This is a genomic window from Qipengyuania sp. B-5 (genome assembly GCF_056857815.1).
In genome coordinates this window covers 1-11,748 of record NZ_JBSXNU010000022.1, presented here as the reverse complement: position 1 = coordinate 11,748, position 11,748 = coordinate 1, and the positions used below count along the sequence as shown (strand labels likewise).

The 11,748-nt window shown below is 59.5% G+C and carries 10 protein-coding genes; 5 read left to right on the top strand and 5 right to left on the bottom strand.

All coding sequences use genetic code 11. The features are described from left to right. From AC13CE_RS01835 to AC13CE_RS01815, 5 genes are read right to left on the bottom strand one after another with little or no spacing between them, the layout of a single operon-like run. A complete protein-coding gene (locus tag AC13CE_RS01835; RefSeq protein WP_006834185.1) occupies nt 1-477 on the bottom strand; it encodes a Zn-ribbon domain-containing OB-fold protein in 477 nt (158 codons plus the stop codon). Then, nucleotides 474-1,646, bottom strand: a complete 1,173-nt coding sequence (locus AC13CE_RS01830; RefSeq protein ID WP_067182393.1) for a thiolase C-terminal domain-containing protein — start codon at nt 1,644-1,646, stop codon at nt 474-476. Before AC13CE_RS01830 ends, AC13CE_RS01835 begins: the two co-directional genes overlap by 4 nt. After that, entirely contained in the window at nt 1,643-2,398 is a 756-nt protein-coding gene (locus AC13CE_RS01825) for a ubiquinone biosynthesis protein COQ4 (RefSeq protein WP_237233938.1), read from the bottom strand. The genes AC13CE_RS01830 and AC13CE_RS01825 overlap by 4 nt, the downstream gene beginning before the upstream one ends. An 18-nt stretch (nt 2,399-2,416) precedes the next feature. After that, nucleotides 2,417-3,559 carry an NAD(P)H-dependent flavin oxidoreductase gene (locus tag AC13CE_RS01820; RefSeq protein ID WP_067182388.1) on the bottom strand — a complete coding sequence of 381 codons (1,143 nt, stop codon included), beginning with the start codon at nt 3,557-3,559 and terminating at the stop codon, nt 2,417-2,419. A gap of 50 nt (nt 3,560-3,609) precedes the next feature. Further along, nucleotides 3,610-4,338, bottom strand: a complete 729-nt coding sequence (locus tag AC13CE_RS01815) for a FadR/GntR family transcriptional regulator (RefSeq protein ID WP_011415894.1) — start codon at nt 4,336-4,338, stop codon at nt 3,610-3,612. Between the two features lie 201 nt (nt 4,339-4,539). Between AC13CE_RS01815 and AC13CE_RS01810 the strand changes: the two genes are divergently transcribed. From AC13CE_RS01810 to AC13CE_RS01790, 5 genes are all read left to right on the top strand, one after another. Beyond that, complete coding sequence (locus tag AC13CE_RS01810; protein ID WP_006834190.1) at nt 4,540-5,802, top strand: cytochrome P450; 1,263 nt, start codon at nt 4,540-4,542, stop codon at nt 5,800-5,802. Between the two features lie 28 nt (nt 5,803-5,830). Further along, entirely contained in the window at nt 5,831-6,157 is a 327-nt protein-coding gene (locus tag AC13CE_RS01805) for a 2Fe-2S iron-sulfur cluster-binding protein (RefSeq protein ID WP_006834191.1), read from the top strand. Nucleotides 6,158-6,225: 68 nt separating this feature from the next. Next, nucleotides 6,226-7,437, top strand: a complete 1,212-nt coding sequence (locus AC13CE_RS01800) for an acyl-CoA dehydrogenase family protein (RefSeq protein WP_067182385.1) — start codon at nt 6,226-6,228, stop codon at nt 7,435-7,437. A gap of 18 nt (nt 7,438-7,455) precedes the next feature. Beyond that, nucleotides 7,456-8,526, top strand: coding sequence for an acyl-CoA dehydrogenase family protein (locus tag AC13CE_RS01795; protein WP_067182382.1), 1,071 nt, complete (start codon nt 7,456-7,458; stop codon nt 8,524-8,526). Nucleotides 8,527-8,692: 166 nt separating this feature from the next. Beyond that, on the top strand, nt 8,693-11,425 hold the full coding sequence (locus AC13CE_RS01790) for a TonB-dependent receptor (RefSeq protein ID WP_482971292.1): 2,733 nt from the start codon (nt 8,693-8,695) through the stop codon (nt 11,423-11,425). The last annotated feature ends 323 nt before the right edge of the window (nt 11,426-11,748 follow it).

Sequence of the window (11,748 nt, the reverse complement as noted above, 5' to 3'; positions counted from 1 at the left end):
CTATCCTTCTGCGCGCGCGATCGCGACGGGTCGGAATACTGGCAGGCGAAAATCTTCGGAGATCGGCTCGAAATCCAGCGTGACCGGCAGATCGAGCTCAAGCTCGTCGAGCGCGCAATCGACCAGCCGGGTTGCCATGCGCACTCCCTCCTCCAGTTCCACCACCGCAGCGATGAAGGGAATCTCGCCGGCGAAGGCGGGATGCAGTGCCTGATGGGTCACCGTCCAGGAAAACAGCGTGCCATTGCCGGTGCTACGCTCCCACGACCATTCAGGAGAACCGCATCGGGCGCACATATAGCGCGGCAAATGCCGAAAACTGCCGCATCCTTCGCACTGCTGGAAGTAAAGGTTGCCGTCCTGACACCGGTTCCAGAATTCCTGCTCCACCGGATCCTGCGGGCGCGGCTTTGGCTTGGCTGGTGCGGCCTGCGCCGAGGGGCGCATCTTGGGCGGCAGATCTTTCTCGTCGCTCACGCAAACCTCCTCAAAATCGCTATACTGCCGTCACCCAGATCGCCCCAGCCGGTCACCAGGCCGGTCTGGGCGCCTTCGACCTGCCGCTCCCCACAATCGTGGCGCAACTGACGCACCGCCTCGACGACATGGTTCAGTCCCCAAATATGGGCCTCGCTCAGCAGGCCGCCATGGGTGTTGACGGGATAGCGCCCGCCCAGCTCGATCTGGCCATTCGCGACGAACTCTGCCTGTCCACCTGGTTCGCAATAGCCCAGGGCCTCCAGCTGCAGGAGAACCACGTAGGTGAAGCAGTCGTAGATCTGCAGAAAATCCATGTCTTCGCGATCGACCCCCGCCATTTCGAACGCGCGCGGCGCGGCGTAGCTCAGGCCGATCTTGAAGGGGTCGGGACGCGAAGGGATATCGTCGGCGGGGTAAGGATGCCCTTCAGCCGCACCGGCGATGCTCACGGGAACATGCGGCATGTCCCTGGCGCGGTCCATTCGCGAAACCACGACTGCGCATGCCCCGTCAGTCTCCAGACAGCAATCGTAGAGGCGAAAGGGTTCGGATATCCAGCGCGCGGAATGGTAGGTTTCGGCATCCAGTTCCCGGCCATGAGTGAAGGCCTGCGGATTCATCTGCGCATGGCGACGGCACGCCAGTGCAACGGCCGCCATCGCTTCCGGGCCGATATCGTAAATTCGGGAGTGCCGGGTGGCGAGCCAGGCATACATCTGCACCGGCAGGAACACGCCATACGGAATGTAATAGCCTTGGATCGTATTCGTCAGGGTGTTCATGTTCATCGGCCGCGTCGGCGGTGCGCCAGGCTTGGGCCGCAAGGCGGAATAACCGTTCCACCCGAGCGTCACCAGCACATGGTCGCATAAGCCGCTGGCAATTGCCATCGCGGCGTTCTGGAGTGCCGTGGTAGGGCTCGCCCCGCCCATGTGGACCGTAGAGGCATAGCGCAGAACTTCGATACCGAGGTTAGCCGCCATCTCTTCCGAGGTGGTGTAGATCGGCGGAGGAACCATGCCGTCGATATCCGACGGCTTCAGCCCTGCATCTGCTATGGCTTTGCGCGATGCTTCCAGCATCATGTCGACCGCGGTTTTCTCGGTGCCTTTCACGAAAGCGGTTTCGCCCACTCCGGTGATGGCCGATTTGTCGCTTAAGCTCATGCCTGCCTGACCGCCTGGTAATCGCGTTCGAGCTGTTCGGAAAGAGCGCGCACCCTCTGATAGGTCTCCGGCGGACGCAGTCGCAACTCGCGGCGGGCATCCTCCAACGGACGATCGAGATTTTCTTCCCAGTAGAAGGTGGTCAGATCGGCTGCAGCCCGGCCCCGGCGCCACGCTTCAAATGCAGCGCGCGCCACTGGCAACTTGGCAGCTTCCAGTTTCATCTTGGGAATGCCGACGCCCACGATGAAAGCGATCCCGTGATTATAGAATTGCGCGTTTCCGAAGGACAGCACGCACAATTCGCCCAGTGCGTCCCTGCCGTATCCGGTGACGACGTGAAACAGGTCATGCGAATCGCGAAGGCGCCGACGATAGAGGGAAACATCGGGGTCGCCGAAGTCCTCCAGACCTCCGGCCTCGCTGGCTTCCGCCAGACCTTCTGCTGTCAGACCCTCCCCGTAAACAAAATCGAGGTAGGCTCGGCCAAGCGTGCCAGACGCACAGGTCGCAAGGCGTTTGCGATCGCACAAGGTTTCAAGCAGGTCGGCCCGGTCGGAAGCGATGCGCCGCCCATCGCTCGACTTCATGAAGAGATTGAAATTCCGATAATAGGAATTGCCCGACAATGCCTTGACGATACGGAACACCTGCGCCGTATCCTCCTTGTCTGCAATCAGCTGCCTCATCGCCCCCAGCGCCTTCAGCGGCTCTACGGGGCGGCGCAATTCATGACCTTTGGCGTAAGCCATCTTCTTGCCTCCTGCGCTTCACTTGTAGGTACCGGCGGACGCCAACGCCTTCTCGGCTCCATCGACCAGGTCGCGCATCACTTCGGCGGCAGGTCGGATCGAATCGATCAGGCCGATGCCTTGCCCCGCGAAGCCGGGGATGACATCCTTGCGCTCTGCCTTGATCCCGGAGGCCATGACCGGGCCGGAGATCATCGACTGATAGGGCATCGGCAGAGGTTCCTTTCCGGCCTGCACCCAGGCGTCGGCCCATTTGTTACGGATCATGCGCGCCGGTTTGCCGGTAAGCGATCGACTAACGACCGTATCGGCATCGCCGCTTTCGGTGATCGCCTCTTTCTGGAAGCGCTCGATGCCCGCTTCCTCGGTCGCGAGAAATGCCGTGCCGACCCACGCGCCCTCTGCCCCCAGCATCATCGCAGCGGCAACACCCCGGCCATCCGAGATACCGCCGGCCCCAAGGACAGGAACACGATCGCCAACGGCGTCGACCACCTGGGGAATCAAGGAAATAGTCCCGATCGGCGAGTTGTGACCTCCGCCATCGTGCCCTTGCGCGACGATCATGTCGATGCCCGACCCGACGACCTGTTCGGCGTGCTTGACCTTGCCGATCACCGCCATGACCTTGGTGCCATTGGCATGGAGCCGATCCATCCACGGTTCAGGATTGCCAAGGCCGGCAGCATAAACCGGCACCTTTTCCTCGATCACCACTTCCATCTGCGCCTCAAAGAATTCCTTCGAGAACAACTGCGGGCCGCCCTTGCCCATTTCAGGCGCGCCCGCCGCCCGCATGGCGGCGGCAGCATCGACCTCCGGAAGCTCTTCACGATCCATGAAGTCGCGCGCGAACTGCTGATATTCACCCATCAGATCCATGGGATTTTGGGGTGCAGCACCGCTTTGAGGGGCAGAGCCGCGCCTGACCGACGCGGGGAGCAGCGTATCGACACCGAAAGGTTTGTCGGTCAATTCCCGGGTCTGGCGAATCCAGTCACGCAACTGATCGGGCGAACACGCCGCGGCACCCAGGACCCCGAGCCCGCCGGCATTCGAAACCGCAGCCGCCAGCGCCGGAACGCTCGCTCCGCCCATCCCGGCAAGCAGGATCGGGTACCGGATCCCCAGCATTTCGCATATTCGGCTCTTCAACGCCATTCTTCCTCTCCAGCCACTTGCCTAAACGCACACTCAAACTATTGAAAATTCTACAGCTGCCCCCATCGCACCCGCTGCGAGACCAGCTCGGGACTGCGCTCCGAAAGATAGACGGCAGAGCCGGCCACCAACCGGCTCATTGCTTGACGGGCCGCGGCGCTGTCGCCAGTCCGCACTGCCTCGAGCACCCGCACCAGAAACTTCATCTGCACCGCCCGTTCCTGTGCCGAATATCCCAGCGAATGGGAAAACTCGCGGGTCAACAGATGCATCGCAGAGGTCAGCAAACCGAACAGCGGATTGCCGCTCGCCCAACCCAACAAGTCGTGAAATCTGCGATTAAGTTCCTCGAATTGATCAGAGGCTTCATGATGCCTCAATTCCGCCAGACACCCTGCCAACGCGCTGAGATCAGCGGTAGTTGCACGCTGGGCTGCATACCCTGCGACATCGGGAGCAATTGCTTCGCGCAATTCAAGCAAACCACGCAAATCGGCTTCCATGAAATGCAGAATCAATGACAAACTGCTTGCAAAATCGCCGGTCTGCGGACGGGCTACGACGGGACCTCCACCACGGCCGAGCTGGAGATGGATGACCCCTTGCAATTCCAGGAACCGCAAAGCCTCCCGCAAAGTTGCGCGCGCAACCTCGTAACGCGCGAGCATTTCATCCTCGCGCGGAAGCCTGTCACCCGGGTTATGGCGACCCGCCTCGATGTCCCGCACGATGCTTTGCGCAAGAGAAAGGGCACGCTTGGCCTTCTTCACCGCTGGCATCCGCCACTCATCAGCACACCCGCACCTCTCGAATAAACAGTATAAGGATATTAGCCAACCTTCGCTGGATCGGCACACTATCCGATGGGATTGGTGTCTGCAAGGGACTAAAAGAGTATACGATTTATTGACTGCACGAGATTTCTCGCTTATGGAGGACTGAAGGCCGATCAGGCCTGAGATGTAGAAGGAATAGTTCTTATGGACAGCCAGATCGCCGAGCCGGATGCCGCGGCGAGGATCGCGTCAATTCCGATCGAGGAAATCGACGTGGCCCGGCCAAGCCTGTTTCAGAACGATACCATCGGTCTATTTTTTGACAGGTTGCGCGCCGAAGAACCTGTGCACTACTGCCGCGAGAGCTATGTCGGCCCTTACTGGTCCATTACCAAGTTCGACGACATCATGGCGGTGGACACCAATCATAAGGTCTTCTCTTCGGAAGCGAAGCTAGGCGGAATTGCAATCCAGGACATGCATTCGGTGGAAGGCGCGCTCGAACTTGAAATGTTCATAGCGATGGACCCGCCCAAGCACGATCAGCAGCGCAAGGCGGTGACTCCGGCAGTGGCTCCGTCCAACCTGCAACTGCTCGAGCCGATCATCCGCAAGCGCGCGGGAGAGATTCTCGATGAACTCCCGATTGGCGAAGATTTCGACTGGGTGGATAAGGTTGCGATCGAGTTGACGACGATGACGCTGGCAACCTTGTTTGATTTCCCTTGGGAGGAGCGGCGCAAGCTGACGCGCTGGTCCGATGTAGCAACTGCGGCACCTGAAACCGGGATCGTCGAATCCTACGAGGCGCGGCGCGAAGAACTCATCGGTTGCGCGATGTATTTCAAGACTCTGTGGGACGAACGGATAAACGAGGAGCCGAAGAACGACCTCATCTCGATGATGGCTCATTCTCCCGCCACGCGCGACATGCCGTTCCTCGAGTTTCTCGGCAATCTTATGCTGCTGATCGTCGGTGGAAACGACACAACACGCAATTCCATCAGCGGCGGCGTGCTCGCCTTGAACCAAAGCCCGGACGAGTACGCGAAACTCGACGCGGATCCTTCGCTCATTAGCAAAATGGTTCCGGAAATCATCCGTTGGCAGACCCCCCTCACTCATATGCGCCGCACCGCGCTGGAAGATTGGGAGATCGGCGGCAAACAGATCAAGAAGGGCGACAAGGTGGTGATGTGGTACCTGTCAGGCAACCGCGACGAGAGTGCTATCGAGCGCGCGGACCAGTTCATCATCGACCGCAAAAATCCGCGCCATCACCTCTCATTCGGCTATGGCATTCACCGCTGCATGGGAAACCGGCTCGCGGAACTGCAGCTGCGGATCATCTGGGAAGAAATTCACAAGCGCTTTTCCCGGGTCGAGGTTACAGGTGAACCAGAGCGTCTTTTTTCAAACCTCGTCCGCGGAATCACCAGGCTGCCGGTGCGGCTCCGCGCCCGCTGACTCTCGAGATCGAAATGCGGAGTTCAAGATGATCAAAATTACGTTCGTGGCTAGCGATGGTGAGCGACGGGAGGTCGAAATAGAAGAAGGCGAGACAGCCAGGGAAGCGGCGCTATACAATGACGTGCCGGGTATCGATGGCGATTGCGGAGGGGTATGTGCTTGCGCGACCTGTCATGTGCATGTCGATCCCGAATGGATCGACAAGGTGGGTCGGCTTATGCATGATGGAATGGAGGCCGACCTCTTGCAGTTCGCCGAAGGCACCACTGAATACAGTCGCCTTGCCTGCCAGATTCCGATGAAGCCGATGCTGGATGGATTGGTTCTTCACCTACCCGAACAACAATACTGACGGAGGGATTTTCGTCCCCGTAGCCTACATTCTTATCTGTCTTTCCTCGATTCTTTGAGAAAACGCCCATGGCCACACAAATTGAGCCCGCAACCCAGACCGACGAAAACGCCTTCCGCGCGGAAGTGCAGCAGTTTCTGGCGGACAATTTTCCCGCCGAACTCAAGGGCCAGTCCAACGCACTAGCCGGCGTGGACGGCCCCACCAACGAAACGCCGACGCAGACCAAGTGGCGCGAAGCCGTGGGCGCGCGCGGCTGGGGCACCCCCACCTGGCCGAAGGAATACGGCGGCGGCGGCCTCACCAAGGCGCAGGCGAAGATCATCGACCAAGAATTCGCCAAGGCGGGTGCCTACAACCCGATCGGCGGCATGGGCGTCATGATGTTCGGCCCGACGCTGCTCGAATACGGCAACGAGGCACAGAAGCAGGAGCATATTCCGCCGATCTGCCGCGGCGAAATCCGCTGGTGCCAGGGCTATTCGGAACCCAATGCCGGTTCCGACCTCGCCAACCTCCAGACCTTTGCCGAGGACAAGGGGGACCACTACCTCGTCAACGGCCAGAAGACCTGGACCAGCGGCGGCCAATGGGCCGACAAGTGCTTTGCAATTGTGCGAACCGACAAGAGCGACAAGCACAGGGGCATCAGCTTCATGCTGATCGACATGGACACGCCCGGTGTCGAGGTTCGCCCGATCACCATGATCAGCGGGACCAGCCCGTTCTGCGAAACCTTTTTCACCGACGTGAAGGTGCCCAAGGAAAACCTCGTCGGCGAGGAAGGCCAGGGCTGGACCATCGGCAAGCGCCTGCTGCAGCACGAGCGCACCAACATCTCGGGCGGCGGCAGCCTCGCCCGTCTGATGGGCCAGAGCCTTGGCGATATCGCCAAGAAGTACCAGCCGACGGGCGCCGACGGCGAACTCGCCGATGCGGTGCTGCGCGACAAGATCGCCGATTTCGAGATCCGCTGGAACAGCTTCCTGCTCACTGCGCGCCGCGCGATGGAGGAAAGCAAGGCGGCTGGCGGCGTCTCCGAAATCAGCTCGGTGCTCAAGAAGCTCGGCACCAAGCTGAGCCAGGAACGCAGCGAATTGCTGATCGAAATCCGCGGCCTGCAGGGCCTCGGCTGGGAAGGCGACGGCTTTTCGGACGGGGAGCTCGAGGCCGTGCGGGCGTGGCTCTTCGGCAAGGCGACCACGATCTACGGCGGCTCGACCGAAATCCAGAACAACATCATCGCCAAGCGCGTGCTCGGCATGCTCGACCACCAGTAAGAGAGGGGAGCAAGGACAATGGCCGTTCTCAACGAAGAACAGGAAATGCTGCGCGACATGGCGCGCGAATGGACCGTCAACGAAAGCCCGGTCACCGAATTCCGCAAGGTCCGCGCCAGCGGCGAGCCCGAAGCCTTCAACCGCGACGCCTATGCGACGATGGCGCAGATGGGCTGGGCCGGGGTCATCATCCCCGAAGAGCACGGCGGTTCGGACTTCGGCTTCCTGTCCGCGGGCCTCGTCGTCGAGGAGCTCGGCAAGACGCTCACCGCGAGCCCGCTGGTGATGAACACCGTCGCGGCGAGCGCGATCGTTCTGGGCGGCAGCGACGAGCAGAAGGCAAAGTGGCTGCCCAGGCTGGCGAGCGGCGAGGCCATCGCCACCCTCGCCATCGACGAAGGGCCGAGCCACGATCCTGCGAAGATCGAGACCAGTGTGTCCGACGGCAAGCTGAGCGGCACCAAGGCCTTCGTCCATGAAGCGCATGGCGCGGACCTGTTCGTCGTTGCGGCCAAGGACGGGCTCTACCTGGTCGAGAAAGGCGACGGCGTCGCGCTCACCACCCGCAAGCTGACCGACCAGCGCAGCCATGCCGACGTCACCTTCGACGGCGCGGCGGCGGAGAGGCTCGCCAATGGCGGTGACAGCCTGCTCGATGACGTGCTCGACCGCGCGCGCGTGCTCACGGCGGCCGAAATGCTCGGCATGGCGCAGCAAGTGTTCGACGACACGCTCGACTATCTGAAGCAGCGCGTGCAGTTCAACCAGGTGCTGGCGAGCTTCCAGGCGCTGCAGCACCGCATGGCGGACCTCTTTGCCGACCTCGCGCAGATGCGTTCGGCGGTCGAGGCGGGCCTCCAGGCCGTCGACGGCGGCTTCGGCGTCGCGCGTGCGGCGACCATTGCCAAGGCGGAGGCCAACCGCGTGATGCACAAGATGGCGAACGAAGGCATCCAGCTCCACGGCGGCATCGGCATGACCGACGAATACGACGTCGGCTTCTACCTCAAGCGCGCCCGCGTGCTCGAAGCGAGCTTCGGTTCGTCGAGCTGGTTAAAGGACCGTTTTTCCAAGCTTTCTGGCTACTAGAAACCTGCATGTAGTAACCTGCATGGCATTTTTGCCACATGCTTGTCGACAATGTGAAATAATCCGTCAATTCATCTACCAAGTTTTGAAATTAAACGCGCTTATCGGCATCGTTTCTAACATCGACTAGTGCCTAGGATGGGGCACATTCTTAGAGGAGAGGCACATGAAAAGATTTCCATCACGCCACCATTGCGCCCTTGGTGCATTGGCAGCGGCACTTGCCTTCACACCGACAGCCGCCTTCGCCCAGGATGTTGGCGAACCCGATGCGGATCTGGTTGAAGGGGCCGATGTCGAAGACCAAAACGTAATCATTGTTACCGCGCAAGGGCGATCGCAGGTCTTGGCGGATGTTCCAGTCGCCGTGTCAGCTGTTTCCGGAGAAACCCTCCAGAATTCGGGCGCCAGCGACATACGTGAGCTGAACCAGGTTGCACCGTCTCTGCTGGTGTCTTCCACCGGCAACGAAGCTAACGGTTCCGCGCGTATTCGCGGTATCGGCACGGTCGGCGACAACCCTGGTCTGGAAAGTTCGGTCGCGGTTTTCGTCGATGGAGTCTATCGCTCTCGTTCGGGAAGCGCCCTGAGTGAGCTCGGCCCTATCGACAGGGTCGAGATACTTCGCGGTCCCCAAGGTACTTTGGGCGGGCGGAACTCGTCGGCAGGCCTGATCAATATCTATACCGCACCGCCCGAGTTCGATTTCAGCGCATACGGGGCCTTCACTTATGGCAACTATGATGCGATCCGCGTCGAAGGCGGCATAAACGCTCCGCTTGGCGACAGAGTAGCTGCGCGCGTTGACGGCGTGTATTTTGAGCGCGACGGCTTCTACAACGATATTACCAATCGTGGGACGATCAACAATCGCGATCGTTATCTGGTCCGCGGTCAGCTCCTGTTCGAACCTAACGACGACCTGTCCATTCGCCTTGTCGGGGATTATTCCAAAAAGGACGAAGCGTGCTGTGCCGCGACGTTCGTCCAGCCCGAGTTTGCTCCGCTTGCACGGATCAGCGCTGGATTTGATCCCTTTACGAGGCCATCGGATGGGGCCGCCCTGACGAGTACCGCAAATCCGATCGTTCCCGTGTTGCTTGCGCTTGGGCAGGATCCGCGTGCCCTCACCCAAGACACATTCAACCGCGACCTGTACCCTACGCCAGGCAGAAGCTATGAAGGCGAAACCGAAGACTACGGTATTTCGGCTGAGATCAATTGGGATTTCGGGAACGTCACGTTGACGTCTATCACGGGCTACCGTGAATATGCCAACAGCCAGGGATCTGACACCGATTACACTACTGTCGATATTCTCTACCGCGCTCCGACCGAGAATGCTCTTGCTCGAGACTTTGAAACATTCACTCAGGAACTGCGCCTTACCGGTGAGGCCTTCGATGGCAAACTCGATTGGTTGATCGGCGCGTATTACGCCAATGAAGAACTGCAGGTGCGTGATAATCTGCGGTTCGGCACCCAGTACGGCAATTTCGTAGCGTGCCGCATCGCGATCGCGATCAATCCGGCTTTGGTCAATCCGGGGGCTTCCAATTGCCTGGGTGCCAACGTGGCGGCATTGGACGGTACGCTGACCGGAAGCCCGGCATTCGGCGCTGCAACCCCGGCGATCCTCGCAGGTATCAACAACCTTGCAAGCATCAGCGATTTGGGAACGGTCAGCGAGGTCTACAATCAGACGAGTGAGAACTTCGCGTTCTTCACGCATAATATCTTTGCGATCACGGATACGCTCGATTTGACGCTGGGGCTTCGTTATACGAACGAAACCAAGGACTTCGACGCAACTTTCCGCAACGACAACACGGTTTGTCCGACAAACCGCAATCTGCTCGGAGGCTTTCTGGGTGTTCCGACTTTGGCACCTCTGGCCGGTGGTATCATCAGCCTTTCCTGCCAAGGCAATTCGACATCGGAGCTCGATGGAGTTTCTCTCGAAGACTCGCGCGAAGAAGAGGAGTTTACCGGCACGGCTATCCTGAGCTGGAAGCCAACTCCCGATCTGCTAGTCTACGGTTCGTATTCACGCGGCTACAAGGCGGGCGGTTTCAACCTCGACAGGTCTGCACTGTCAAATCCGCTTGCGTTCGATCCGGCCAATATCTCGGCAGCCGCGCTGCAGTTCGATGAAGAAACAGTCGATGCATATGAGATCGGCCTCAAATACTCGACACGCGAGTTCGGGGTTAGCATTGCAGGCTTCCGGCAAGAGTTCAGTAACTTCCAGTTGAACACGTTCAATGGGGCGTTCTACATCGTGCAGACGGTCAATAGTTGCGATAGCGATCTCGGCGGGGCCGACAGGGACGCAAGCGCGACAACCGGAGCATGCTCTTCCGATGAAGTTGCACCAGGTGTGATCGCTCAAGGTGTCGAGATCGAAACCTATCTACGGCCCGCTCGTGATTTGGATATTACCCTTGGCGTCACCTATTCTGATACGAGCTTTGAAGACAATCTTATCGGGGACGATACCGGGGTACCGCTCGACCCCGCACTACGCTTGCTGCCAGGCGACAACCTGTCGAATGCACCAGAGATCGTGGCAACATCGTCGCTTACGTGGACGCCGCCAATCGGCGACAGTGGGCTCGAAGGCCTGGTCTTCGTGAACGCTCGTATGGCTGGTGATTACAACACCGGTTCCGACCTGCTCTTCGGCAAGGAACAGGACAGCTTCGTCGTAGTGAACGGGCGTGTGGGTCTAACCAATATTGCGGATCGCTTCGCGATCGAGGGATGGGTCAATAATTTGTTTGACGTTGGGTATACGCAGGTGGCCTTCAACACGCCTTTCGTGGCTCCGCAACAAACGTTCTCCGCTTTTCTTGCGGAACCGCGGACTTACGGCATCACCGTGCGCGGCAAGTTTTGAACTTACTCGCTAATTGCAAGAGGGTTCGGCGCTTCGCTGTGTCGAGCCCTCTTTTTCGAACTTTTATTTGCTCACGACTAGGTGGCGTCCGAACAAAAGTTCCGTGTGCTCAATATCGTCGATGATGTGATAGGGAGAGGCCGGCAGCGGTGTTCGCTGCATGAATCCCTCTTTGCAGGGACTGACGTGATGTCGTGGACGGCTCTCGCACCAGCCTAAATATGGCAAGGTGCAGTCGTTGTAGGTCCACGTCTAGGAGTCGTTCCATGGAGAAAGAGGTTGTTACCGTCGGATTGGATCTGGCGAAGAACGTATTTCAGATA

What these genes read in the sequence shown, in the direction of transcription:
- AC13CE_RS01795 (WP_067182382.1), top strand. Translation starts at nt 7,456, where the DNA reads ATGGCCGTTCTCAACGAAGAACAGGAAATGCTGCGCGACATGGCGCGC.
- AC13CE_RS01800 (WP_067182385.1), top strand. Translation starts at nt 6,226, where the DNA reads ATGGCCACACAAATTGAGCCCGCAACCCAGACCGACGAAAACGCCTTC.
- AC13CE_RS01825 (WP_237233938.1), bottom strand. Translation starts at nt 2,398, where the DNA reads ATGGCTTACGCCAAAGGTCATGAATTGCGCCGCCCCGTAGAGCCGCTG.
- AC13CE_RS01815 (WP_011415894.1), bottom strand. Translation starts at nt 4,338, where the DNA reads ATGCCAGCGGTGAAGAAGGCCAAGCGTGCCCTTTCTCTTGCGCAAAGC.
- AC13CE_RS01790 (WP_482971292.1), top strand. Translation starts at nt 8,693, where the DNA reads ATGAAAAGATTTCCATCACGCCACCATTGCGCCCTTGGTGCATTGGCA.
- AC13CE_RS01830 (WP_067182393.1), bottom strand. Translation starts at nt 1,646, where the DNA reads ATGAGCTTAAGCGACAAATCGGCCATCACCGGAGTGGGCGAAACCGCT.
- AC13CE_RS01820 (WP_067182388.1), bottom strand. Translation starts at nt 3,559, where the DNA reads ATGGCGTTGAAGAGCCGAATATGCGAAATGCTGGGGATCCGGTACCCG.
- AC13CE_RS01805 (WP_006834191.1), top strand. Translation starts at nt 5,831, where the DNA reads ATGATCAAAATTACGTTCGTGGCTAGCGATGGTGAGCGACGGGAGGTC.
- AC13CE_RS01810 (WP_006834190.1), top strand. Translation starts at nt 4,540, where the DNA reads ATGGACAGCCAGATCGCCGAGCCGGATGCCGCGGCGAGGATCGCGTCA.